This is a genomic window from Domibacillus sp. 8LH (genome assembly GCF_038806185.1).
GTDB lineage: Bacteria > Bacillota > Bacilli > Bacillales > Domibacillaceae > Domibacillus > Domibacillus indicus_A.
Window position 1 is genome coordinate 1 of sequence record NZ_JAVJNG010000001.1, and the last position, 24,871, is coordinate 24,871.

Consider the following 24,871-nt stretch of genomic DNA (forward strand, 5'->3'; position numbering starts at 1 on the left):
CTAAGTCCAATAGAATACCGGACTCAGGTCTTGGAAGCTGCCTAAACTTTTTTGTCTAACTTTATTGGGTCAGATCAAAGCCACATAGCTTTTTAGTTATTAAGCGTTCTATATTTAAACTAAATTTTCTACAGAAAGGCTTATACTCTGCATCCTCATTAATTGCAAACTATGTTTATACATCTTTTGATAAAATATATGTTTGAATTTAGCACATAATAATAAAAACCAATATAGAGAAGACGAATGCATATATATGAAATAACTTATGATGCTGTTAATAGTTCCCACTTTTGACTCCGAGTTATAATCACGCTTTACCCTTGATTTTGCTACAAGTTATAAAGAGTAGCAAAGCTAGAAGGTTATATAAATATGCACGAAATTAGACTTTGTTCAAAACTTTTAAGTTATGAACCTCAAGGGGATAAAAAAAGACCGTCTATTGACAGTCCTATTCTTGACATCTATTGCTTGCTTGTATGTATAACTCTTGTTTCACAGTAGAAAATAAAGCTATTTCCTCAAACGAAATGGTTCCTGTATCATTTCCTTTTTCATCAATAAGAAAATCTGCGTATAGTCGGTAAACTTCTTTGTACATACTCTCAAGACTTTTAGCAATAATCACAATTTGTATTGTTTCACCATTTCGCTCGATTTTAACAGTATATCTCTTCCTTGGTTTTATAGTGGTCATTTTCCATTGCTCCCCCGAAGCATAATGTGATTCATATACCCTTATGTCTGTGAGACGAAACCAAGTTGTGAGAGGTAACTATTCTATTCCGAAACTTTTAAAGTTATGACTACCTGATTAATTAGAAACGAAAAAGGCTCATTCGACATTTTCAGAAAAATAATCAAAAAAAGCCGAAGAAACAAATGTTCTTCGGAAAAATATGAAACAATAGGATGGAAGAAAATAGTTTGGTACTTATTGATAATACCCCGAAAGACGAGAGAGCAAACCATTATTTTTCTAAAGAAAACGGAACAGCCGTCACCAAACTGCTCCGCTTTGGGAAGGACCTGATTGCATAGTTACCCTTTGTTAGAATCTTTAAACAATTACACATTCTGCTTTTGAGTTTTCCAGTGATAAAGAGGGGTTGATAAAAGTCGACTTTGCAGTTTGGCCGATTAGCTGCAAACCTTTATTCACTTCTAAAGGTTGGTTTTGACATTTTTGTCTAACGCGCAAATTAATTATGCAAAAGATGAACATTAGCTAAAGCTTGTTCGAGATTTGCTCTAGTTACTTGTTTATTGAAATTTAAGCCAAGACTTACTACAGTCTGTGCAATTTCAGGTCGGATTCCTGTAATAATAGTCTGCACACCAAGCAGCTCTAATCCATCCATTACTTTAAAGATTTGGTCTGCCGCCATTGTATCGCCCAATACTACACCAGATAAATCAAGTATCAGGTGTGATAACTTTAACCTTCCAGCTTCTTTCAATGTTTCCTCCATCAATAATACAGCTCTTTCTGGATCTATGTTACCAACCAAAGGCAAAACAGCTATACCCTTCGAAAGAGGAACAACTGGCACCGATAACTCTAAAAATGCCTTTTTGGCATTTTCAAGGCTTTCCTTGTAGAAATGAATATAGGTTAAACTAAAGTAATAAACAGCATGGTCAAGAAGAGGGTCAACAATCCTGGAAGCTGCAAACACGGTTTTTACAGACATGTTATGTTTCATTACTGCTTCTTCTATGGCTTCACTTATAAAAGTGCGATAAGAGGTTGTACCTTTAAGTGCTTCATCTAATGATATGCCTAAACTATACACAAATTGCCCTGTTTCTTTGCCCCAATTCTCTAAATAATCGTATGCTTTTTCCCCACCTGCATCTTTTACAAGGGCTTCTCCAAAAAGAGCTACAAGATTGGCTCTAATATTTATAGCTTCTTGTTCTTCTAACTGAGATAGGAGTTGTTTGTGTGACTCGGTAGACTCAGATAATCTATTTTCATGAACCTTTTTGGCGATTTCATACTTTGCTTCTAATATTGTTTTCCCAAGAATTTTTAATTCATTTTCCATTTTTCATATCTTCCGAAGCATAAACCTATTTTCGGTATACTTAAGAATATAGCACAAGCTTATACTATGTTGTACAATCTTTATAATGGCTATTTTTTCGTTCCTTATCCTTAATACACATTAAGGAATTAAAGAAACACAGGTATCACCCCTTATGTATGGAACAAAGGAGAACAGAAAGGCAAGAGTATGCACGATATTGCGGCGGGGATCCTTGAAGAAGTGTATAAATACGAGCAAAACCGAAGTAATTATTTTCAAGCACCCAATCAAAATTGGAGCTGACTTCTCTAAGTCAGCTCTTTATTTTTCACATCTTAACGCTATAATTATCCGTTCCTGTTTCTTTATTAAATACGTGAAAAAACTTCAACGAAAGCTATGTGGCTTCATTCACATAACTTTTTGGTAACTGTTTGTGGCAGCTTGTTACTATTCTTGATCCACTTCCTCTTCTGGCGGTAAAACAGGCTTTTTATTTGGATCAAGAAAAATAAGTTGAATGCGGCTTTTATAAACCCGGTGCTCTTTTGCTATTCGAGCCCTTTCATCCCACACTTCTTTTTCCTTTTCAAAATACTTAATGGCTAAAATGACGGTTTTATCTTCAAACGTTACCTCCAGCTCTTCTTCTGAAAGCCGAGGATCTAAAATTTCTCCATCAAGATTTCGGACCAAAGTGCCATCTTCTTTAAAATCTGCGATATACACTGGCCGGATAACATTCAGCAAAAAGGCAACTCGAATCATGCAACAACTTCCTCCTTTACTTCTTCAATCGATTTAATGAACTCAATCTAACCATAGGCAAAGAAGTGAGAAATTTTTCCCGGCAATTCATAATAAAGTTTCTCACTTAATTCCTCTTTACTCATTCCAAGTTCAAGGTTAATGGAGTGATACTTCGCCGGACCGCTTTGTTCGTTTTCACTGCAAAATAACTTTTTAATGCTCTGTCTTTTGAATCTACTTCTAATTTGTAAGTGCGGGAATGACTTCAAACTGCTCAATTTCAAATGTAGACATTGTTTTATCCTCCTTTACCCGGCTTGACCCACAAGTAATGTAGCACGAACTGTATGAGTTAATGTATTAAAGATGGTGTAATGACAATAGAGTCTTCGGTCTGCTAAGATTTGCTTCAAATAAATCATTGTAATTAAAACCGCAAGCTGAGTGTGTTGCATTACCCTTGCTATTCCTACCCATCAGAAGCCTTCAGATTACCTTTTCCAGCCTTTGCAGACTTATTCGTAATAGAATTTGATCGTTTATCTAAGCTCCAATAAATATCCAAGATTTTTGCTACATTAACAGATGAAAATCTAATTCCAACATACAAAAAGAACTACTTGTTATTTCAAATAGCTATTTCAAATTAGATGATTGCCATAATCCTCCCGAACCTGGTGTAAAACCACATGCTTTATAAAAGTTAGTTTTGTTTTCCTCATATGATACCGTTATAATGCTTAATCCAAAACGTTCAGATTCTCGCAGTAATTCCTTTACCAACTTACCCCCGATTCCTTGTCCTTGATATCTGGGGTGAACTATTACATCTTCCATATAACCATGTTCTAAACCCATTCCACAAACATAACCAAAAGCAATCAGTTTATTTTTATTATCTCTTACCCCAGCCCAAGAATTGCAGCGTTCAAACAATATAGGGTAATCTTTATCTGGCCTACCCCAGCCAACAAGTTCCCGTAACTCAGGTACTTTATCATTAGATATTGGAATGTTTATAATAACTTTATAGTTCATTTTATTTCTCTCCTCCATTATCTTCCCTAGAATTCTATAGCAGTTTCTATATGATGAAGTTTTCTTCCTTCTTCAACTAACCTTGTTTATAATTTACCAAGATAATCAACAATATTGGTCAACTGCTGCTTAATTTGAAGATGGTGTTGTTCATTTATATAGTCGTACTGTTGATTAGAATATTTTAATGTTTAAGACCTGCCAAACGATGTTGGTGGTATTTTATAGAAAAGAAAAAAGGGACAAAAAAATCGTCCCTTGCTTTATTCCTTATTCAATCGGAGCATCTGTTAGTTGAACAAAATAAATTACTTAGTAGCTATTATCAGTAACCTTTTACTATTTGTACGGATTCCTTTTTCGGTTTTGTTGCGTTGAATAAAATTCCTCAGAATGTCCATGTCTTTCTCTCCTTGACCAAAATCAGGAATGATCGGTGTATGTTTAAGTAAGAAAATCAGATCTTCGGGTCTTTGATAATAATCCGTTGCATCGTATTCAAAAGATTGAACGTCAGTAAAACCCGCTTCTCTTAGTTCCTTTATATACTTTTCTTTTAACGTTCCATCCAATTTCCCAAGAGATTGACCCCGGCCGAAAGCCGTTTTTAAATTTAGCTTATCTGCTTCACTGACTTGCTGTGTCAAAAAAGTCCCCCCAGTTTTTAGCACCCTGGCTATTTCAGTTGAAACAAACGGTGCGTGGCAGCTTGAGATGACATCAAAAAAACCAGCAGGAAATTGCAAATCCTCAGCAGACATTTGGGAAAACCGAACATTTAACGCGTTTAATTTTCTAAGGTTTGATTGAGCTGTCTCGATCATCCCGCTGGATAAATCAATTCCAACCAAGAAAAGAAACGAAGTAGCGATTTTTAATATGTTTTCTCCTCCGCCTGTGCCAACGTCTAAAAGAATATCTGACCTTTGGGATCTTTTCATTACTTCTTCATAAAAATTCCACTTAACGCCTTCGGTTGTAACTTGTAAATTGCTAAAATCCCACCCATTTATTTTTCCAATCTTTTCGTAAAAGTCTAATTCATTCATTTTAAGAGACACACCTTTCAAATGTAAAAGAGAATTATTTCCTACACTGGTCCAAATTGTAGTTTTTGAATAAAGGGCAGACTTTCCCCTTGATGGCTGGTACGCGTTTTTTCCAGCCCGGAAACTAATTACTTCGAACAGCGTAGAAAAACATTCCATTCACCCCACTTGAAAGATTAGATTCATTATAACCAATAATGGAATAACTGTAAAAATAAAGATATTTGTTGCTACTCCATTAGTTCACCATAATACTTTAGTGGACTTTCTTTTATAAGACCTCGTACTCAACAGTATCGGTCAACTGCCGCTTAAGCTAGAATTAGTCCTGCTTATCTAGATGGACGTACTGTTAAGTAAGAACCTGCTTGTTTATTTAGAAGCTCAAAGTACATAATTTTATTATTAGTTAATAAGGAGAAAAGGCCATGCGAGAAAAAAAAGTTCGCGGCATTAAGCGAAAAACGAAAAATATGATTAAACGAATTGAAGAGAGTACAATGGAATTCCCTTCAGAATTTTATAAAGGATACTGGCATTTGCACTTGCCGGTGGCTCAAGATTTTATAGATTCTGATAAGACTCCCTACAATGTTAAGCAGCTATGCATTCAAACTTTAATAGATAGGACAAAACATCTTATTGAAGTAAAGCCCGACAGCAAAGAAAAGCTTCGGGTTATGGCATGTATTGATTTTCCTCATTTATGGGACTCACAAATCGTTGTTTTTAAAAGCGATAGTCACTTTAAGAATTTCTTTAATCGAAACGAGGACTATCAAAGATGGACTCCACTGACAAAGGAAAGAAATATTGAAACCGAATGGGGATTATTTATTTCAAACGGAATGAAAATAAAGGGTTTTAAAGAAGAAGTTATTGACGATGAAGATGAATACTATCATACAGGAGAAATTTGGTTTATAGGGGAATTGACGTAATTAAAAGGGGTATCTATCCCCTGACATGTTTGTCATGGTTACTTAATGATTTGAAATGGCGAATACTAATGGAAATTGACATATCCCGAATATACTATTTAGCTTCTAAAAGGAGGCACTCCTTTGTTAGATTATATTTGGCTGGATGATAAGCCGCCCATTTTATATCAACTACCAAGACGTTTTAAATCCGCAGCACCATTACTCCATCCTTTTGTTCAAATGCCGCCAGGGTGGGAAAAGACAAAGAGGAAAAATCCATTTGAGCATATATACCCCGATGATGAAGAGATACTTACACTCGGAAAATCCGTTTCTTGGCAGGAGGTGATGACTAATAGTGATTTGGATTCCTACAAAGAATGAGCATTAGCTTTGTTGACTTCCATCGGCGCTTACTGGAAAGAATATGAAAGAAAGGATTTAACTAATAAATTAAACTCCAATTTCAAATCAGACCTTTATTATTCACCTGAAGATAGCATGTCGGTCTTTTTTTAATAATTTACTAACAGTTCTTTGCTTAAAAGGAGCTAGGAAATTATATTTTTCAGACCCAATTTCCGATAGTAATGGATTATTGAACATCAACGATACGTCTTCATTAGATATATGTAATCTGTCAGGTCAAGAGTTAATTGTGACAAAAGAAAGTATGTAGCTGGCTTCCTTTTAAGATTCAAAACAGAGTTGCTGTAATTACAGTAGTTCTTCTTCATTAATCAAAGAAAATAATCTCTTCAGATATTTGTTTTTCCCCTTTTGAAAGCCGAATTACCTGGATGTTTGGAAGCAAAATGTCTAAATCTAAAAATGAATATGGAAGCGATACTGCACACGAAAAGAAGAGGCAAGGATTGATAATCTTTGGGAGGAAATATCTTTTTAAATTAATTTTTATGTAGCCAATATAATACTCCAAAGTAGAATTGGATGATGAATTAAGCTTATTATTGACTATATCTCAAATTAATTTATATAGTCCAAATTTTCAGTTTATTTAATACAGCTAAATCATGAGTCAATTTGTTTCTTATTCAAAAGAACAAACCATAGAGAAACCAAAGAATTGTTAATCATGGAGTTGTTTTAACGTTATTCCACATTGTACTTTTTGGTATAGTTTTAATAAGAAATTAAAATTTTATGTTCATTAAAAAAATAAACATAATCCCCCTGGTCATGAGCAATAAGTTGCGGGTTCGACCTTATAATTATGTCAACAACCTCATAACTCCATTCTGTAAGACCCTCAATAAATATTATGTTAACTTTAAAATAAAAAAAACGAAGCAAGCCTTTTATATATTCCCCCTTTTTTCCTTCCTTTCACTTCATATCCAGCTTTTACTTATCAAACAGTTTTCGTTCGATTTTATCCTCATATTGCTTAAACATGGCGGAATTCGTTTTAATTCTTCTTTTAGACAGCAGCTGATTGTAACGAAGTCTTTTTTCATTCAGCTGCTCGTTTAACGACCGTGCCTGGTCTGGATCGTCACAATTGCTTACTAATCGTTCGAGCTCGCGGATATCCTGGCGCAAATGAGCGTCTTCCTGTGTAAAACCAGCATTTTCCAGCATTCTTGCAGCCATTCGCATTTCCGGCGGCAGTGATTGAAATTCATCCTTCGGCAGCGGTTTTCCAGCACCTGGCAGGCGATCAAATGCGCCTTCCTCCATTGCTTTCTTGATCCGTTCTTCAGCAATCCGGAATGAATCCATTTATATTCCTCCATTTTCAATTGAGTGATCTTTATTATAGCAGATCCGAAACAAAATACCGGTAATAAGCCCTTTTTCAACTTGGCAATACTTTACATGCAGCTCTTTGTAAAACAGTTTTATAGACATATTTTCACGAAAGAATCTACTAAGAATTTTCATTTTGTACAAACAAAGGCGAAAACTGTTGAATTTTTTGTGACACTGTCGTGAAAATATTGTTTTTTGCGGCTAATAGGATTAGCATAGAGAGTGGTGAAAAGATCGTTACAACTAGGTTTATCTACTGAAAACAAGCAATTGTGAAGTTGTTAACATTCTTTACGCTTTGAACTACGGAACTACATAAGAAAGGGGTACAGCATGAAAAAGAAATGGTTGTTATTACCAGCGATTTTCACTATTGCTACAGTGCTTGCAGGATGCGAAAATCCGCTAATGGTACTTGATCCAAAAGGGCCGAATGCCAAAACGCTATCTGACACCATTATTATGTCAATCATTGTGATGTGCGGTATTTTATTTGTTGTTTACGTGTTGTATGCGTACATGCTTATCAAGTATCGGGCGTCCAGAATGGGAGAGGATTACGAGCCTCCTCACGAACATGGGAGCACAAAACTAGAAATTATTTGGACGGTTATTCCGATCATAATTGTTGTGTTTTTGTCCGTTATTACAGTTCAATCAACAAGTAAAGTAGAAAGCAAGCCGGTTGGCTATGAAAATGAAGAGCCGCTTGTTATCTATGCAGCATCGTCTAACTGGAAATGGCATTTCAGCTATCCAGAGGAAGGCATTGAAACAGTTAACTATGTAAACCTTCCGGTAGATCGTCCAGTAGAGTTCCGTTTGTATTCATACGGACCAATCACGAGCTTCTGGATTCCACAGCTGGCTGGTCAGAAGTACGCGATGAGCGCCCACGTTACAAAGATTCATATGGCAGCAGATGTGCCTGGATCATACATGGGCCGTAACTCAAACTTTAATGGTCAAGGTTATGCTCAAATGGAATTTGAAGCACAGGCCATGACACAAGCGGATTATGACGAATGGGTAAATGACGTCAAAACAACAGCACCAAAGCTGACTGACGCTGATTACGATAAGCTGCTTGAAACAGATTTCGTAGGCCGCAAATCGTACTCATCTACTCACCTTGAGTTTAACCCGCCGCCAGAAGGACAGCATCATGGAACACCTAATGAAGGAACACCTAACACAGAAGAAGATGGAGACAAAACAGCTCCTTCTTCAGAGCCACACACCCATCCGAATCATACTGAGTGATGGACACAACAATGAAAGGAGACACTTAACATGGAGTCGCATGAGCAACAATTTCTCATTCTTAACGAACCCATGATCGTCGGAGCGATGATCAGTATTGTGGTCGGTGCGCTATCCCTTTTTATTGGGATAACCTACTTTAAAAAGTGGGGCTACTTATGGCGTGAATGGATCACAACGGTTGACCATAAAAAAATCGGCGTTATGTACATCTTAGTCGCCCTTGTAATGCTATTCCGTGGAGGCGTTGACGCCCTCCTCATGCGCGGACAAACAGCGATGCCGGAAAACGGCCTGCTTGATGCGCAGCATTACAACGAAATCTTTACAACACACGGCGTTATCATGATCCTCTTTATGGCGATGCCATTTATCATTGGATTAATGAACGTTGTCACACCACTTCAAATTGGTGCGCGTGACGTAGCATTCCCGCGCCTGAACTCCGTCAGCTTCTGGCTGTTCGCGGTTGGGACAGGCTTGTTTAACATTTCATTTATCATCGGGGGATCACCGGATGCCGGCTGGTCTGCTTACTTCCCGCTGGCGAGCTTGGAATTCAGCCCGACAGTCGGAAATAACTATTACGCAATTTCCCTGCAAATCGCAGGTCTTGGTACATTGGCAACGGGGATTAACTTCCTTGTAACGATTTTGAAAATGCGTGCACCAGGCATGACATTAATGAAAATGCCAATGTTTACTTGGTCTATCTTGATCACAAACGTTATCATCGTATTCGCGTTCCCTGTTTTAACAGTGGCACTTGCATTGATGACAATGGACCGTCAGTTTGGCACGAAGTTTTTCGCCATGCAGGACGGCGGAATGGACATGCTTTGGGCCAACTTATTCTGGGTTTGGGGACATCCTGAAGTATATATCGTTATCCTTCCTGCTTTCGGTATTTACAGTGAAATTATTTCAACGTTTGCACGTAAAAACTTGTATGGCTACAAATCAATGGTTATTAGTATGGTGGCGATTTCCCTTCTTTCTTTCGTTGTTTGGGCGCACCACTTTTACACAATGGGCCACGGCGTTATGGTCAACAGCGTATTCTCCATCACAACGATGCTGATTGCCGTTCCAACCGGTGTAAAAATATTCAACTGGCTGCTTACCCTTCATAAAGGGAAAATTAGTTTTACGACACCAATGCTTTACTCGCTTGCATTTATTCCGATTTTCACAATCGGTGGTGTTACTGGGGTTATGCTTGCGATGGCAAGTGCCGATTACCAGTACCACAACACAATGTTCCTAGTGGCGCATTTCCACTATGTATTAATTCCAGGTACGGTATTCGCCGTTATTGCCGGCTTCCATTTCTGGTTCCCGAAAGTCTTCGGTTTCCGTTTAAATGAGAAGCTTGGAAAACTTGCTTTCTGGTTTATTACAATCAGCTTTAACGTGGCGTTCTTCCCGCTGTTCATTCTTGGACTAAACGGTATGACTCGCCGTATGTACACATATTCTGAAAGCACTGGCTACGGCCCGCTTAACATGCTTTCATTCCTTGGCGCGGTTGGCTTGGGGATCGGCTTTATCATCCTCGTGTATAACTTGTACTGGAGTATCCGTTACAGCCCGCGCGATGAAACAGGCGATCCATGGGATGCCCGCTCTCTTGAATGGGCAACACACGGCCCTGTACCGTTCTACAACTTTGCACGCATTCCACAAGTGAACGATCTTGATGCATTCTGGTATGCGAAGAAACACAACAAACCGCTTTGGAGCGGCCCAATTGAAAAGATTCACATGCCAAACAACAGTGGCATGCCGTTCCTTATGAGTGGTGCGTTTTTCGGTGCTGGCTTCTGCCTCGTATTCAGCTGGTGGATCCCGACCATTATTTTCACAATCTTGATCTTTGTCTTTATGGCCCTTCGTTCATTTGAACAAGATCACGGCTACTACGTTTCTGTCGAAGAAGTTGAACGGATAGAACGGGAACTTGGAGGTGAAAAATAATGAAAATTGATGAATCGCTGCCGCTTGAATATAGTACAGAAGAAAACCGGCTGAAGATTCTCGGCTTCTGGATTTTCCTTGGCGCCGAGATCGCCCTTTTCTCCACGCTGTTCGCGGTTTACTTTACGCTTCATAACGGCCACGGCGATGGACCGAGCGCAGAGGAACTGTTTAAAATTACGCCGGTTATGATCGAAACGGTTTTGCTTTTAACAAGTAGTTTCACGATTGGTCTTGGTATCCATGCGATGCGTCTTGGCTTGAAAAAAGCGATGATGACTTTCTTTGTTATCACCCTTGTCCTCGGCCTTGGATTCCTTGGTACAGAGATTTATGAGTTTGTAGAATATATCCATGAAGGTGCCACGATTCAAACAAGCGCCTTTACATCAAGCTTGATGACATTGCTTGGCACTCACGGTGCGCACGTAACGTTCGGCTTTTTCTGGGGAGTAGCAATTCTTATTCAAGTAGCAAAACGCGGCTTGACACCGGAAACAGCGAACAAATCGTTTATCTTCTCGCTTTACTGGCACTTCCTAGACGTTGTCTGGATCTTTATCTTCAGCTTCGTTTATTTGAAAGGAATGATGTAAGATGATGAAGCAATTGTTCCCGAAGCAGCACGTGATGGGCTTTGTATTTTCAATGGTTCTCTCGATTGTTGCCTTGGCGGTTCTCGCTTTTGATATGTCATACAAGATGGGAATGGCAATCCTGCTTGTTACCGCTATTGCGCAAGCCTTGGTTCAGCTTCTTCTCTTTATGCATATCGGGGAATCAGAAGACAAAAACACACTTTACACAAACATCATTTACGCTTTGTTTGTTGGTGTTGTAACGATCCTTGGAACATTGTTCACCATGATCTGGGGTTATATGTATTAAGAAAAAACCGGAGCAAATCGCTCCGGTTTTTTTATATCTTCTCGTACCTTGAACTTACTTTCTCTATTAAAATGAATACCAGCCATATGCCAAAGATCCACATTGAACTCACAAGGATGGTTGCACCAACAATGGACATCATGTACCCTTCGTTGTAACCGCTTGCAAAAAGACTCACAAGAAAGATTAATCCGCCAATAACACAGCCCGCTCCTGAGAAATACTTGATAAACGAAAGTATTTTCACTTGCTCTTCTGTCATTTTTTATCAGCTCCTTCTTACTATCTATTTTACGCAGGTTCACAAAATTGTCAAATATTTTTCGTTAAATGTTCAAATTTATTTCAAAAATTGAACACAAAAAAAACAGGAAGAGGCAAATCTTCCCGCCGGGTTATGATGTGTGAAGCCTTTTAAGCAAAGGTTTTTTCCAGCTCTCGGCCAGTTCTTCAAGATCAACAAGCTTTTTGATTTCTTCTTGTGAAGATTCTTTTTTCTTCATAATCTGGTTGGCTTCTTCAACGGTTATAGCAGCTGGATGAATGTGTTTACGTTCCAGGCGGCTTTCTGCTCCTACCTTTCCTTCTGTTAAAACGCGAAAGTAAAAGCCTGTATAGCCTGTTTCATCCACCAGGGAAACAAGCGTTGGTTCATTATAGCGTGCAGCCAGTTTAAAACACGGCTGCCGCGGCTGGCTGATTTGCACTACCGCTTCATCAAGCTGAAAAATGTCCCCGATATGGACGTTTGTTTCAAGCAGTCCGGCTGCTGTAATATTTTCACCAAACGCAGCTTGTGGCATTGGTCTTCCTAATGTTTCCGCCCAGTATGTATAGTGCTCATACGGGTATACACAAACTGCTTTGTCTTCCCCGCCGTGATGAACAAGATCTGCCTGGCCGTCTCCTTCAAATCCTGTTTTCGATAAAAAAATGGCCTGGTGTACAGGTGCTTTTTGAATGCCGGATTGAACAACTTTTTTTCCATACGGCAAATCCGCCGGTTTGCCGACATTAACAGATAGAACTTTCATGTATATCCCTCCTTAAAAATAATCAGGAATCGGCTCCTGCAGTATGCGCTCATATAAAAGCGGATCTGCCCGAACCATACATAAGCCATGGGCATGATGCTGATAAGCAGGAGGCAGCGCTTGAAAGCCAAGCTTTTCATAATAAGCTGTACCGATTTCGCTGTAAAGCATAAACGCAGCAGCTGAGTGCTTGTCCATGCATTGTGTAAGAAGAGCTGTACCAAGCCCCTGTCTCCTGAAACCAGGTTCAACGACAACAGAGCCAATGCCGTACAAGTAAGGACGCAGCCGAAGCAGCATTAATGAGGCCGTAATCTCCCTATTCGCCCCTTCTAATACATAACGGGTACCGTATGCCTCTTCTTTTTGGTTTTCTTCTATGTACTCGGCAAGCGACCGTCCTTTGGGCCATTCCTGGTGCCCAAGCTCATAAAATCTTTGCCGTTCCTCTGGCAGTGCTTCACGCAGGAGCATCTTTTCTTCCCTCCTTTCTTTTCCATCGTACAAAAAAACCGTCCCAAAACGCAAGGACGGTTTTTTTGTTCTTTAGACGCCTACAGGCTGCATTGCTGGCGCGTATGTTTGCTGAATGATCTTCATGTCCGCTTCAGCCAGCTGCGGTACTTGGTAATAGCCGTTTGTATTTTGATAAATCGAAATTTCATATGCCATTTCAATGCAGTTCGGAAGAGAATCCGCTAAAACGCGGCGGACAACCGGGTTTGTACATTCAAGCGCGGCCACTGTTTTAAATGAGGCTGCCGATTTATGAGCGCCGAGTAGAAAGGTTGAAATCACTTGGTCATTAATTTCATTTTCCGACCCAATCGGAGCTATTGGCTCTTTTGATTGAAGACCGTATTGGAAGTTATTGTCCTGTTTCATTTTATAGCTTTTTGTTGGAACAGCAGGATCTTTTCCGGAACGGAAACAATCAAGTGTCGTATTGTATTCCTGCTCGATAAATGTGTACTGGCGGTTTAGGATATCAAGCAGTTCTGAATCCTTTACCATTGGGCGCAGCATTGTGATTTTGTTTAATGTGCTGACTGTCATAGTGAGTACTTCGCGAACATCAAGCAGCTCGTGTGCGCTATGGTTAAATTGCGGTGAAGTCATCCAAATCGCCTCCTGAATAAAGTGTGATGCTCAAATAGTGTGTGGCATCCAACTCGATTTATTCAAAAATGAGCATGGTTGATGTTGTCACTTACGACCTGAACGTGTAAAAATGGTATATATTAAAATAAAAGATCCAAACTAAAGGAGTATGTCTCATGAATAAAAAAGATCTTGAAGAACACATTATAAATCAATACAAACAGGATGAGCATATGATGGTGCTTGTGTTTGCGCAGTGGTGTGTAAACCATGACCTTGATCCAGCCGACTTATATAAGCGTGCGTATCCGGGCCAAAAGGAGAACAATGTGTTAAACCAGGCGATCGAATTAACCGTACCGAAAGAAGAAGCCGGCCATATTTCTGATGAGACCCTTCTGAATGTCTTATCTCTTTATGGCAACGACGACCTTGCTTTTGTGGTAAGCGAGGAAATGAGAAAACGCACGAAAAAACCGGATTGAGTTACTCAATCCGGTCCTTACTTATGTTAACCCTGACTCAGGGCGCCAGGTTGTCCGGTTATCGTCTTCGATAATGCCGAGTGTCACATCACTGATTTCGCTTTCCTCTAAAAGCCGATTTTTCACACGGAATTTAATGTCATCGGCTTCAGCAAGGGAAAGGCCTTTTCGAAGCTCTATCACCCCATCTACATGATAAGAGCGGCCTTCCTGTATAATACGCAGGTGGTGGATATCGACTGTATCTTCATCCTGTAAAATAGCATTAGCTGTTTTTTGTTCAATTTCAACCGGTGCGGCTACGCCAATTAAGCCAATCATATTATCATATCCAACACGAAACGCTACACCTATCATTAACAAACCGATCAAAATGGTAATCACGCCATCCGCGGCCAAAATGCCAAAAAACTGAGCAAGCGTAATGCCGACAATCGCTAAAATCGCCCCGGAAGTGGCTACAAGATCTTCATAAAAAACAAGCCGGGTTGCCGGCGACGCTTTACCAACGTTTTTAAATGCCTGTATGAAAACATTTCCTTTTTTCTCTACGCGTGCTTCCTCTAAAATTTCCTTCATGGCTTTAAACAAAATTAAGCCATCGATGATAACAGCGGCTAAAAGAACCACCACATTGAGCCAGAAGTCCGTTGCCTGTTCAGGATGCTGAAGGAGCTTCCAGCCTTTTAAAATGGTCTCATACGCCATAATCGAAACGACAATCACGGCAATCATACAAAAGATATTTACCAGCCGGCCAAATCCTGTTGGAAATCTTTTTGAAGGCCGCATTTCAGCCAGTGCGCTTCCGAAATAAACAAATCCTTGATTAATGGCGTCTGCCAGTGAATGCATGGCAGAAGCAAACATCGTTCCGCTTCCGCTAAAAGCAGCGGCAATAAATTTTAAAACCGCTAACACCGTATTGCCCAGTGCTGCAATACCCGATGACGTGTTTCCTTTTCGCATTAAAGAACCAATTCCCATAAGCCGCCTCCTTTTTTCTATATCTATACCCGATAAAAAGGATACCTACTCTTGAAAGATAAATAGCACACTTCCATCCTTTCTTCTTTAGAGAAATGATTTTTACGGACATATAACAGCCGGCCACCGCCGTTGCAAAATCGAAAACAAATTTCCCTGCATTCTTTTTTCATTTCATACCCCCGCCATTCTCATGAGTCAGCATCCGTATACGAGCTTTTGATGAAAAAGAAGGGCCATTCTGAAAGAACCAAGCCTCCATTCTTTTAAAAAGGACAGCGTTTGAGTGGAGTTCTTTAAGGTAATAGGGTAAGAAATAAAGAGCTTTGAGAAGAAAGAAGGGATAGGATGTTTTTTTGGTGGAGTTTCGTTTTGGCCATTGGATTGGCTCTCCTTCACTTTTTTTCGAAAAACATGGCGTTTCTGTCAGTGAAGCCGCGCAGCCGGTTTCTTTCTATTGCTGGTGGAATTGCCGTCGCGTATGTATTTATTCATCTTCTTCCCGAATTACACCGCTACCAAAATGAAATCGAAGAAGAGATGAAACAGGGCGTGCTCGGCTATATGGATAACCATATTCTGTTCGTTTCCCTGCTGGGCCTTGTCGTTTTTTATGGATTGGAACGCCTCGTGAAAGTGTCCAAACGGAAAGGAGCAGGCAGGGAAGCGAATAAAGCGTCTGCCGGTGTATTTTGGCTTCATATGGCTTCATTTTTTCTTTATAACATGGTGATTGGCTATCTTTTAATTCGTGAGGAGTATAAGAGCACGTGGGGCATGTTCTTTTTCTTTTTAGCCATGGGTGTTCACTTCGTTATTAATGACCACAGCCTTCGTGAAGCCCATGAAGCTGTCTATGATCGATATGGAAGGCTGCTTTTAACAGCTGCTATCCTAATCGGATGGTGCATCGGCGCCGTAGCAGAGGTGAATGAATTAATCATTTCGCTCCTTGTTGCCTTTATTGCCGGAGGCGTGATTTTAAACGTAATGAAAGAAGAGCTGCCGGAGGAAAGAGAAAGCAGCTTCGGTGCTTTCAGCATGGGGATCGCAGCGTATACTGCGCTTTTACTGCTCATTTAAGGAAGCAAAGCGGCCGGGTCATTTCTTTTGGACGTGATCCAGGCGGACACAAAAAAAGCCGGGAAGACCCGGCTTTTTATTTTACGATATTTGCTTTTTCCAGCGTGTTCATCATACTTTGTATGTAGCTTGCCTGCTGCTTTCTTGCCTGTTCTTCCTTGCTGCTTGTACTAAAAGCAGCGTACATTGCGACCTCGTCATTTACAGCGTCCTTTAGTTCTTCCCACATTTTTTTGTAATCCATTTTCGAACCACCTTTTGTATGGTAATAAACTGTTAACTTATTTTATAACGGACGCCCTTATGCTCGCAATCCCTTTTTTACTGTTTGTACCAAATTTCTTTCCTGTTTTTTCATAAAAACACTCGTTAAAACAGGCTTTCTTCTCAAGTGTCAGCCGTTTCCCAGGATTGTATAATTGGGTTCTTTCTCCAATTTGAGTTTAAGAAAAGGGAAAGGTACATACAGAACCTGTACCATCTGTCCAACCACTGAAAATAAAATCCATATCGTGTGTCGTGTAATGGCTTAGCGTATATAGCTCCACCGCCAGCCCGCCGACGACCACAGGCTTAATGCCGAATGCACTCATATATTCCGTTACAAGGCCCGCAAATTCAAACATACGCTCACGGATCGGCAGCTGCTTTAAAGTCTTTAATTGGGCACGTAAGGCATCAATAGACATCAAAATAAATCTTCCCCGCTTCTTTACTAACAAAAGTGCCCTCCTGCACAGCCCGTTGTTTTTTGGCCAAAACAAGAGCGATAAGCGCCTCCGATTCTCCTTTAGAACGAATGCGGAACCGTTTAATGGAAGGACCGCTTTTTGGAGCTGCATACAGCTGTGCGTTCACCGAAGGGCGTTTTTCATTGACAAACGACTCCAGTGCAGCAAACTGAATTTTCATGCAGCTCCCTCCTTTGTTTACTTTTCGTATACCCGATTTTTCTGATTTGGTTATAAAAAAACAAGACCTATGACAGGTCTTGTTTTTAAGATACTCTTTTTTGTTCACTGCGGGCGATTTGCTTTTCTTTTCGAACCATATAAACCGTTAGTGGAACCCAAATAATAAGGAGCGCAATAAATACCGCCGATTGGGCTGCACCAGGGATATCCGTATACTTGAAAATGGCATTTAAATTTGTGAAAATCAGCATGCCGCTTACAATAACCGCTAACACACGTGTTGGCAGGCTTTTCACAATATAGGCAGCAATAGGCGCTGCGATAATACCGCCAAGCATAATCGCTCCTGCCCACAGCCAGTTGATTTTCTCAGGGCCAAGTGAAATCATGAATCCAATTGTGGCGGACAATGCAACAGCAAATTCACTGGCTGCTACGGTCCCAATAGCGATTCGGGGCTCCATGCCTTTTTGTGAAAGCAGGGCTGGTGTTGCAATAGGTCCCCAGCCTCCGCCTCCGCTGGCGTCAAAAAAACCGCCGATAAGGCCTAGAGGGATAAAAAAGCGATTCGTTGGCGCTTTTGGCGCTTGCTTTTGTGCATTCTTTAATAAAAGGAAACGGCCTAATATAAATAGCCCGAGACAAAGCAGGAACGTAGAAACGTAAAGACGTACATATTCTCCCGTCAAGTTGCTTAGAAAAGTTGCACCGGCAAACGCACCAATAGAGCCAGGGATAATAAGTTTTTTCAGCATGACTTTATCGACATTTCCAAATTTCCGGTGACTAATGCCCGATGCTGCCGTTGTCACGACCTCTGCCATGTGAACAGAAGCCGATGCAACTGCCGGAGCAATTCCCGCAGACAAAAGCAGTGTTGTTGATGTCAGGCCGTAGCCCATCCCAAGGGCTCCGTCCACAAGCTGGGCAGCAAGCCCGACGAGTGCAAAAATGATAAAACGTTCCATACCGTTCCTCCTGTTGTCTACAAGGCGGGATACTGCATTTCAAGATCCGCCATGTACTGTTTTCTTTTCTCTGGATATTCCAAATAATCGTTCTCTGCTGCCCTTTTCAGCCACTTTCGCCGTTCAGGGCGTTCAGGAATATGCCGTTTAATATACTGGCGGACCTCATACAAAAAATCTACATACGCTTCATAACGTTCGTCAAATTCTTCTTCCAGCTGATTACGGATTTGAGTGGAGAGCGATGGGCTTGCACCGCTTGTAGACACACTGATCATGAGCTTTCCGCGCATCATGACAGCAGGAATCTGTGCATTGCCAAGATCATTATGCTCTGCATGGACAACGAGTTTTCCATGACGGACAGCAAGCTCAGCCATTTTGGCATTTGCCTGCTTGTCGTCTGTGACAAGCATAATTAAAAACGCATCTTCAAGATCTGTCCACTCGACTTTCTTACGATGAAGCACTACTTTTCCTTCAATAGCCAATTGTTCAATAGACGGGTGAAAATCGAGGCTGACAATGTGCGGATGTATACCGAACCGAAGTAAATTCTCGGTTTTGTGAAAAGCGATCGGACCGCCGCCCGCAATGACAACCTTTTGTCCGCTCAAGTCAATCATGATGGGAAACATACAGGCTCCGATTGGGCAGCTTCTGCTACACGCTGTGCTAAAATACGGCCAATAACCGGGTCATACCCGAGATGGCGACAAAGATGAATCTCGCTGGTTGAATTCAGCTTTTTCACAGCTCGCTCCATCGTTTTCGTCAATATACCGGTAAAAAGCAGGTAAGGCACGATAAACAGCTGATGAGGCTGCTTGTCTACCGCCTGGCGAAGAGCATCTTCAAAAGAAGGTTCACAAGCTGCCATATAACCAATAGTCACATCAGTTAACTTGGTTTTAGATTGAAAAAGATCGAGAATGTGACCGAAGTCTTCCTTTGTTGCCGGATCACTGCTTCCCCGTCCTACAAGCAGAACCGACGCATTTGCTGAAATCGGCGCCGCTTCTTTCATCCGGTCAATCAGCACATCGATAATTTGTTCCTGTACACCCAGCGGGCGTCCATAACGAATCGCAACATCAGGGAAAAGCTTGGCTGCTTTTGCAAGCTCCTCTGGAATATCTTCTTTTGCATGCCCTGCTGTCAGGAGGAGAAACGGAATCGCAGTGATATCCGTTGCTCCTCTTTCCACACAGGTACGAAGCCCTTCTTCAATAGAAGGGGCTGAAAGCTCAAGGTAGCAAATCTCCTGGATGGGCATGTCAACAAGCGGCATGGTTTCACGGATAAAATCCGCCGCCTGCTTGGCGCCTTCTTTTATGCGTGTTCCATGGCAAATGTAAAGAACTGCTTTCATCCTTTTGCACCCCCCTGTACCTTTTTCGCATTTTCTTTAAACCATTGCAATTCTCCTCGCATTTTCACCACTTCACCAATGACGATCATGCTTGGATTGGTAATCCCTTCTTCTTGTGCAACATCATAAATGTTTTCGAGTGTGCCTGTTACCGTCTGCTGCTTTTCCGTTGTTCCCCAATGAATCAGAGCCGCCGGTGTTTCGGGCGATTTTCCGTAGCGAATTAATTTTTCCTGAATGTAAGGAAGGTTTTTGACACCCATGTAAATGGCAATCGTGTCAATTCCTTTTGCAAGAGACGCCCATTTTGTTTCTTCGTCTGCGCCTTCTTTACGGTGGCCGGTTACGATGGCAAAAGATGCGCCGTAATCACGGTGAGTTACAGGAATACCGGCATACGCAGGCGCTGCGATACCAGATGTGATACCTGGAATCACTTCAAATTCAACGCCGTTTTGTACAGCAAACGCCGCTTCCTCGCCGCCACGGCCAAATACGTATGGATCGCCGCCTTTTAACCGGACGACCTGCTTGCCCTGCTTGGCATGCTCAACGAGAAGCTCGTTAATGTTTTCCTGCTGGACAAAATGACGGTCTGGCAGCTTTCCGCAAAAAAGAAGCTCGGCTCCTTCTTTCGCATGGTCAAGAAGCTCCATGCTGATTAAGCGGTCATATAAAATCACATCTGCCTTCTGTATTGCCCGTAACCCTTTTACCGTAATTAAATCCGGATCCCCCGGACCTGCACCGACAAGCCATATTTTGCCCATCGTGCCACCTCCCGTTCATCATGCGTTTCTCTCTATCTGATGCTTTTTATCATAGCCTGAATGAAAAGCTTAGGCAAGGTGCTCTTTTACAGCCAGTTGTTTTTCTTTAAGTACTCAACAAGCTGGTTCACGCACTCTTCAACGGAATATTGATCCGTATTTAACACAAGCTCCGGTTTTTCCGGTGCTTCATACGGAGATGAAATACCAGTAAACTCAGGAATCTCGCCTGCTCTTGCTTTTTTATACAAGCCTTTTGGATCGCGCTGCTCACATTTTTCAATCGGGCACTCAACGAATACTTCAATAAACTCGTCGTTTTCAAGAAGTGCGCGAACGGTATCACGATCTTCACGGAATGGAGAAATAAAAGCTGTGAATACAAGTTGGCCTCCATCTACAAACAGTTTAGATACTTCCCCAATACGGCGGATATTTTCTTTACGTGCTTCATCTGAGAAACCAAGATCTTTATTTAAGCCGTGGCGCACATTGTCGCCGTCTAATACATACGTGCTTACGCCAAGATCAAACAAGCGGCGGGCCGCAGCATTTGCGACCGTTGACTTGCCGGAACCGGACAGCCCGGTAAACCATAATACCGCGCTGTGGTGTCCGTTTTTCTTGCGACGTTCTTCTTTTGTTAGTGACTGTTCATGCCAGACGATATTGTTGTTCGTCATGTTTCTTCTCTCCCTTATGCGTTTGATGTTTCTTTCATTCCACGGATTAGAACTTCTACCACTTCTTTACGGCTGAATTCTGCCGGTGGAATTTCTCCTGCACGAAGCATTTCACGCACTTTCGTACCAGAAAGAATCACATGGTCTTCTTTTGAATGCGGGCATGTTTTGGAAGAAGCCATGTTTCCGCACTTTTTGCAGAAAAAGCTGTGTTCAAAGAACAGAAGCGTAATACCGATTTCTTCTGCTGTGAAGTTTGAGAATATTTCTTGTGCTTCATACGTACCGTAGTAGTCACCAACACCTGCATGGTCACGGCCAACGATAAAGTGTGTGCAACCATAATTTTTGCGGACAATTGCATGAAAAATCGCTTCGCGCGGTCCAGCATAGCGCATAGCTGCCGGGAATACAGCAAGCTTCACACGGTCTGCCGGGTAGTAATCGCGAAGAAGCACCTGATAGCTTTCCATACGGATATCAGCTGGAATATCATCGGATTTTGTTTCGCCAACAAGCGGATTTAAAAGAAGCGCGTCTACAATTTCGAGCGCTGATTTCTGAATGTATTCATGTGCACGGTGAACCGGGTTGCGTGTTTGGAAGCCGACAATTTTGTTCCAGCCATTTTCACGGAAAATACGGCGTGTTTCGACTGGATCAAAGTAGAACTCTGCGAATTGCTCGCGCTCAATGCGTTTCACAAGTGTAATCGGGCCGCCTAGGTAAACCGGACCGCGGCTGTATACTTTTTTTACGCCTGGATGTGCTTCTTCTGTTGTTTTATATACATTTTGTGCTTCAAGCTTTTGATCGGGCTCATAAATGTCTTCAATGTTCAGCACGCCATATACCGTGCCGTTTTGTTTTAATAGGACTGTGTCCCCTTTTTCATATCCAGATGCATCCTGTACAGGGAGCGTAATCGGAATGCTCCAAACTGTGCCGTCTGCGAGGCGCATATCTTTTACGACGCTGTCATAATCTTTTTGTGTAAGGAAGCCAGTAAGCGGGCTGAATGCGCCCGTGGCGATTAATTCAAGATCACTTAAAGCCGTCGCATCAAGTTCGACTTCTTTTGAAATGCCGGATAGGTCAAAATCCGGTTGATATTGGTTGATAAGTTGGCCTCCATGGGCAGCAATGTTCGTCATGTATAGGTCCCTCCGAATAGGTTAAAATTCATAGATAAACACTTGGTATTATTTTTAAAAAAATTTAAGATCTTACGGATTGGTTGTATGAAGACCGCATTCTGTTTTACCGGATCCGCTCCAGCGTCCGGAACGAATGTCCTCCATTGAAAAAGCAGGCTTTGTGCATGGTTCGCAGCCAATGCTTGGGTAACCCTGGTCATGCAGTACATTATAGTCAAGCTCATGCTTTGTTACATAACGCCACACTTCTTTCCACGTCCAGTGAATCAGCGGGCACACTTTAATTTTTTGGAATCGGTTATCAAGATTTAAGTAATTTGTGTTTGCTCTTGATTCCGATTGCTCACGGCGCAGCCCGGAAATCCAAGCTGTTGACGGAGCCAATGCTTTTTGAAGCGGAATGATCTTCCGGATTTCGCAGCATTTATTTGGGTTTGTAGCAAACAAGTCTGGTCCAAACTTGGCCGCTTGTTCTTCAATCGTCATCTCTGGCTGCTGCATACGAATATTCAGCTGAGGATAACGAGCTTTTACTTTATCGATGGTCTCGTATGTTTCTTTAAAATGATAATGCGTATCAAGAAAAACGATTTCTGCATCCGGCTTCACTTGAGCAATCAAGTCAATTAAAACAATGCCTTCAATTCCGAAGCTGCAGGCATAAACAAGCTTGTCGCCATACGTATCATATGCCCACCGAAGCACTTCAAGTGCTCCTTTTGTTTCTGAATCAGCCGGAAAGTCAGGGATCTGATCCTGCATATCATTCCACGATTCAAAGGTAATCATTGATGTCCCCCTCTTTATTATCTGTTCTTTTCGAATGAGTTTAGTTTATCAGAAAATAATGCAAAGTCAATCCTATTTGCTTACTCGGAATTAAAAAAGATTTGCCCGCTTTTTCAATTTACTGTTTATTCTTTTTTTCTCCCAAGAATGATATAATCAGAGGTGATGAATTCATATTGGGAGGAAAAAACATTTGATTACAGTACAAGACGTCAGCCTGCGCTTTGGCGACAAAAAATTGTTTGAAGATATTAACTTAAAGTTCACACCGGGAAACTGCTACGGACTCATCGGCGCAAATGGTGCCGGCAAGTCTACATTTGTTAAAATTTTATCCGGTGACCTGGAGCCGCAGACCGGTCATGTGTCCATGCCAAAAGATGCGCGTCTTGCCGTATTAAAGCAGAACCACTTCGAATATGAAGAGTTCAGTGTAATGGAAACGGTTATTATGGGCCATGCCCGTCTTTATGAAGTAATGAAAGAAAAAGATGCGATCTACATGAAAGCTGATTTTACGGATGAAGACGGCATGCGCGCAGCGGAACTCGAAGGTGAGTTTGCTGAAATGAACGGCTGGGAAGCAGAATCCGAAGCCGCGATTCTCCTTTCAGGTTTAGGTATTCAAGAAGCACTGCATGACAAAAAAATGTCAGAGCTTGATGGATCAGACAAAGTAAAAGTGCTTCTTGCCCAGGCCTTATTCGGCAAGCCGGACGTTCTTTTGCTGGATGAGCCGACCAACCACCTTGACATTCAAGCGATCCGCTGGCTGGAAGAATTTCTAATTAACTTTGAAAATACTGTTATTGTCGTATCCCATGACCGTCATTTCTTAAACAAGGTATGCACGCACACGGCAGATCTTGACTTTGGAAAAATTCAAATTTATGCCGGTAACTATGATTTCTGGTATGAGTCAAGCCAGCTTGCACAAAAATTACAGTCAGATGCGAACAAGAAAAAAGAAGAGAAAATCAAAGAACTACAAGCATTTATCGCTCGCTTCAGCGCCAATGCTTCAAAGTCAAAACAAGCGACCTCACGGAAAAAGTCTTTGGATAAAATCACGCTGGATGATATCAAGCCTTCTTCCCGTCGTTACCCATATGTACAGTTTACGCCTGAGCGTGAAATTGGGAACGATGTCCTGCGTGTAGATGGATTGTCCAAAACAATTGATGGCGTGAAAGTGCTTGATAACGTAAGCTTTATTATGAACAGAGAAGATAAAATTGCGCTTGTCGGCACAAATGAAGCAGCCAAAACGGCGCTGTTTAAAATTTTAGCAGGCGAAATGGAGCCGGACGAAGGCTCATTCAAATGGGGCGTAACGACATCAAAGGCTTATTTCCCGAAAGACAACTCCGAATACTTTGAGGGGTCAGAAATGACGCTTGTAGAATGGCTGCGCCAATTTTCGCCGGCGGATGAAAGCGAAAGCTTCCTGCGTGGATTCCTTGGCCGGATGCTTTTCTCTGGTGAAGAAGCATTGAAAAAAGCAAGCGTGCTGTCCGGGGGCGAAAAAGTCCGCTGCATGCTGTCTAAGATGATGCTGTCCGGTTCAAACGTTCTTTTATTGGATGAACCGACCAACCACTTGGACTTGGAATCTATTACGGCTCTTAACAACGGCTTGATTGCGTTTAAAGGCGCCATGATCTTCGCGTCTCATGACCATCAGTTTGTTCAGTCAACAGCGAACCGTATTATCGATCTTACACCGAAAGGAATCATCGATAAGATGATGACGTATGACGAGTTTTTAGAAGATACAGAGCTTCAAAAACGCGTAAAAGAGATGTATGCTTCCTAAATAAAAAATGGCACC

29 protein-coding genes and 1 pseudogene are annotated in these 24,871 nt (G+C 41.5%); 9 read left to right on the forward strand and 21 right to left on the reverse strand.

Annotated elements, in window-relative coordinates; translation table 11 throughout:
• Positions 1-454: 454 nt before the first annotated feature.
• From RG959_RS00005 to RG959_RS00025, 5 genes are all read right to left on the reverse strand, one after another.
• Positions 455-700 carry a hypothetical protein gene (locus RG959_RS00005; protein ID WP_342795465.1) on the reverse strand — a complete coding sequence of 82 codons (246 nt, stop codon included), beginning with the start codon at positions 698-700 and terminating at the stop codon, positions 455-457.
• A gap of 505 nt (positions 701-1,205) precedes the next feature.
• On the reverse strand, positions 1,206-2,054 hold the full coding sequence (locus tag RG959_RS00010) for an STAS domain-containing protein (protein WP_342795466.1): 849 nt from the start codon (positions 2,052-2,054) through the stop codon (positions 1,206-1,208).
• A 432-nt stretch (positions 2,055-2,486) separates the two neighbouring features.
• A complete protein-coding gene (locus tag RG959_RS00015) occupies positions 2,487-2,804 on the reverse strand; it encodes a hypothetical protein (protein ID WP_342795467.1) in 318 nt (105 codons plus the stop codon).
• Positions 2,805-3,422: 618 nt separating this feature from the next.
• Positions 3,423-3,824, reverse strand: a complete 402-nt coding sequence (locus RG959_RS00020; protein ID WP_342795468.1) for a GNAT family N-acetyltransferase — start codon at positions 3,822-3,824, stop codon at positions 3,423-3,425.
• 308 nt (positions 3,825-4,132) lie between these two features.
• On the reverse strand, positions 4,133-4,873 hold the full coding sequence (locus tag RG959_RS00025) for a class I SAM-dependent methyltransferase (RefSeq protein WP_342795469.1): 741 nt from the start codon (positions 4,871-4,873) through the stop codon (positions 4,133-4,135).
• Positions 4,874-5,301: 428 nt separating this feature from the next.
• Here RG959_RS00025 and RG959_RS00030 point away from each other — a divergent pair, with 428 nt between their 5' ends.
• Together RG959_RS00030 and RG959_RS00035 are read left to right on the forward strand one after the other, a co-directional pair.
• Positions 5,302-5,814, forward strand: a complete 513-nt coding sequence (locus RG959_RS00030) for a DUF3916 domain-containing protein (RefSeq protein WP_342795470.1) — start codon at positions 5,302-5,304, stop codon at positions 5,812-5,814.
• 123 nt (positions 5,815-5,937) lie between these two features.
• Positions 5,938-6,466: pseudogene (locus RG959_RS00035) on the forward strand (DUF2711 family protein); the annotation flags it as partial.
• Positions 6,467-7,161: 695 nt separating this feature from the next.
• Here RG959_RS00035 and RG959_RS00040 read toward each other — a convergent pair.
• Positions 7,162-7,539, reverse strand: coding sequence for a DnaJ family domain-containing protein (locus RG959_RS00040; protein WP_342795471.1), 378 nt, complete (start codon positions 7,537-7,539; stop codon positions 7,162-7,164).
• Between the two features lie 363 nt (positions 7,540-7,902).
• Here RG959_RS00040 and qoxA point away from each other — a divergent pair, with 363 nt between their 5' ends.
• The 4 genes from qoxA to qoxD are packed head-to-tail and all read left to right on the forward strand — an operon-like array spanning position 7,903 to position 11,697.
• Positions 7,903-8,832: a cytochrome aa3 quinol oxidase subunit II gene (gene qoxA / locus RG959_RS00045; protein ID WP_315692005.1), complete on the forward strand. Its 930-nt coding sequence runs from the start codon at positions 7,903-7,905 to the stop codon at positions 8,830-8,832.
• Positions 8,833-8,862: 30 nt separating this feature from the next.
• A complete protein-coding gene (qoxB, locus tag RG959_RS00050) occupies positions 8,863-10,809 on the forward strand; it encodes a cytochrome aa3 quinol oxidase subunit I (protein ID WP_242232919.1) in 1,947 nt (648 codons plus the stop codon).
• A complete protein-coding gene (qoxC, locus tag RG959_RS00055) occupies positions 10,809-11,405 on the forward strand; it encodes a cytochrome aa3 quinol oxidase subunit III (RefSeq protein WP_242232920.1) in 597 nt (198 codons plus the stop codon). The genes qoxB and qoxC overlap by 1 nt, the downstream gene beginning before the upstream one ends.
• Positions 11,406-11,409: 4 nt before the next feature.
• Entirely contained in the window at positions 11,410-11,697 is a 288-nt protein-coding gene (gene qoxD, locus RG959_RS00060; RefSeq protein ID WP_242233171.1) for a cytochrome aa3 quinol oxidase subunit IV, read from the forward strand.
• A gap of 31 nt (positions 11,698-11,728) precedes the next feature.
• On the opposite strand, the gene RG959_RS00065 is transcribed toward qoxD, so the two are convergent.
• The 4 genes from RG959_RS00065 to RG959_RS00080 all read right to left on the reverse strand — a co-directional run bounded on the left by RG959_RS00065 (position 11,729) and on the right by RG959_RS00080 (position 13,850).
• Positions 11,729-11,959: a hypothetical protein gene (locus RG959_RS00065; protein ID WP_251270712.1), complete on the reverse strand. Its 231-nt coding sequence runs from the start codon at positions 11,957-11,959 to the stop codon at positions 11,729-11,731.
• Between the two features lie 133 nt (positions 11,960-12,092).
• On the reverse strand, positions 12,093-12,731 hold the full coding sequence (locus RG959_RS00070; RefSeq protein WP_342795472.1) for an MOSC domain-containing protein: 639 nt from the start codon (positions 12,729-12,731) through the stop codon (positions 12,093-12,095).
• Between the two features lie 12 nt (positions 12,732-12,743).
• Positions 12,744-13,205 carry a GNAT family N-acetyltransferase gene (locus RG959_RS00075; protein ID WP_342795473.1) on the reverse strand — a complete coding sequence of 154 codons (462 nt, stop codon included), beginning with the start codon at positions 13,203-13,205 and terminating at the stop codon, positions 12,744-12,746.
• 72 nt (positions 13,206-13,277) lie between these two features.
• On the reverse strand, positions 13,278-13,850 hold the full coding sequence (locus RG959_RS00080; RefSeq protein ID WP_342795474.1) for a spore coat protein: 573 nt from the start codon (positions 13,848-13,850) through the stop codon (positions 13,278-13,280).
• A 158-nt stretch (positions 13,851-14,008) separates the two neighbouring features.
• On the opposite strand from RG959_RS00080, the gene RG959_RS00085 reads away from it, so the two are divergent.
• Positions 14,009-14,317, forward strand: coding sequence for a hypothetical protein (locus RG959_RS00085; RefSeq protein WP_342795475.1), 309 nt, complete (start codon positions 14,009-14,011; stop codon positions 14,315-14,317).
• Between the two features lie 21 nt (positions 14,318-14,338).
• On the opposite strand, the gene RG959_RS00090 is transcribed toward RG959_RS00085, so the two are convergent.
• Entirely contained in the window at positions 14,339-15,304 is a 966-nt protein-coding gene (locus RG959_RS00090) for a cation diffusion facilitator family transporter (RefSeq protein WP_342795476.1), read from the reverse strand.
• Positions 15,305-15,652: 348 nt separating this feature from the next.
• Here RG959_RS00090 and RG959_RS00095 point away from each other — a divergent pair, with 348 nt between their 5' ends.
• Positions 15,653-16,387 carry a hypothetical protein gene (locus RG959_RS00095; RefSeq protein ID WP_342795477.1) on the forward strand — a complete coding sequence of 245 codons (735 nt, stop codon included), beginning with the start codon at positions 15,653-15,655 and terminating at the stop codon, positions 16,385-16,387.
• Positions 16,388-16,463: 76 nt separating this feature from the next.
• On the opposite strand, the gene RG959_RS00100 is transcribed toward RG959_RS00095, so the two are convergent.
• From RG959_RS00100 to RG959_RS00145, 10 genes are all read right to left on the reverse strand, one after another.
• Entirely contained in the window at positions 16,464-16,631 is a 168-nt protein-coding gene (locus RG959_RS00100; RefSeq protein WP_242232928.1) for a hypothetical protein, read from the reverse strand.
• A gap of 199 nt (positions 16,632-16,830) precedes the next feature.
• Positions 16,831-17,076: a hypothetical protein gene (locus tag RG959_RS00105; RefSeq protein WP_342795478.1), complete on the reverse strand. Its 246-nt coding sequence runs from the start codon at positions 17,074-17,076 to the stop codon at positions 16,831-16,833.
• On the reverse strand, positions 17,066-17,299 hold the full coding sequence (locus tag RG959_RS00110; protein WP_342795479.1) for a hypothetical protein: 234 nt from the start codon (positions 17,297-17,299) through the stop codon (positions 17,066-17,068). The genes RG959_RS00105 and RG959_RS00110 overlap by 11 nt, the downstream gene beginning before the upstream one ends.
• Before the next feature lie 85 nt (positions 17,300-17,384).
• A complete protein-coding gene (locus tag RG959_RS00115) occupies positions 17,385-18,269 on the reverse strand; it encodes a sulfite exporter TauE/SafE family protein (RefSeq protein ID WP_342795480.1) in 885 nt (294 codons plus the stop codon).
• Positions 18,270-18,286: 17 nt separating this feature from the next.
• Positions 18,287-18,907 carry a precorrin-2 dehydrogenase/sirohydrochlorin ferrochelatase family protein gene (locus RG959_RS00120; RefSeq protein WP_342795481.1) on the reverse strand — a complete coding sequence of 207 codons (621 nt, stop codon included), beginning with the start codon at positions 18,905-18,907 and terminating at the stop codon, positions 18,287-18,289.
• Positions 18,892-19,641 carry a sirohydrochlorin chelatase gene (locus tag RG959_RS00125; protein WP_251270722.1) on the reverse strand — a complete coding sequence of 250 codons (750 nt, stop codon included), beginning with the start codon at positions 19,639-19,641 and terminating at the stop codon, positions 18,892-18,894. The genes RG959_RS00120 and RG959_RS00125 overlap by 16 nt, the downstream gene beginning before the upstream one ends.
• On the reverse strand, positions 19,638-20,411 hold the full coding sequence (gene cobA / locus RG959_RS00130; protein ID WP_342795482.1) for a uroporphyrinogen-III C-methyltransferase: 774 nt from the start codon (positions 20,409-20,411) through the stop codon (positions 19,638-19,640). The genes RG959_RS00125 and cobA overlap by 4 nt, the downstream gene beginning before the upstream one ends.
• Before the next feature lie 86 nt (positions 20,412-20,497).
• The gene (cysC, locus tag RG959_RS00135) at positions 20,498-21,094 is read right to left on the reverse strand and encodes an adenylyl-sulfate kinase (protein ID WP_342795483.1); all 597 of its coding nucleotides are present in this window, start codon (positions 21,092-21,094) and stop codon (positions 20,498-20,500) included.
• Between the two features lie 14 nt (positions 21,095-21,108).
• Complete coding sequence (sat, locus tag RG959_RS00140) at positions 21,109-22,248, reverse strand: sulfate adenylyltransferase (RefSeq protein ID WP_342795484.1); 1,140 nt, start codon at positions 22,246-22,248, stop codon at positions 21,109-21,111.
• Between the two features lie 72 nt (positions 22,249-22,320).
• Positions 22,321-23,040, reverse strand: a complete 720-nt coding sequence (locus RG959_RS00145; protein WP_251270726.1) for a phosphoadenylyl-sulfate reductase — start codon at positions 23,038-23,040, stop codon at positions 22,321-22,323.
• Between the two features lie 193 nt (positions 23,041-23,233).
• Between RG959_RS00145 and RG959_RS00150 the strand changes: the two genes are divergently transcribed.
• On the forward strand, positions 23,234-24,856 hold the full coding sequence (locus RG959_RS00150) for an ABC-F family ATP-binding cassette domain-containing protein (RefSeq protein WP_342795485.1): 1,623 nt from the start codon (positions 23,234-23,236) through the stop codon (positions 24,854-24,856).
• Positions 24,857-24,871 lie beyond the last annotated feature (15 nt).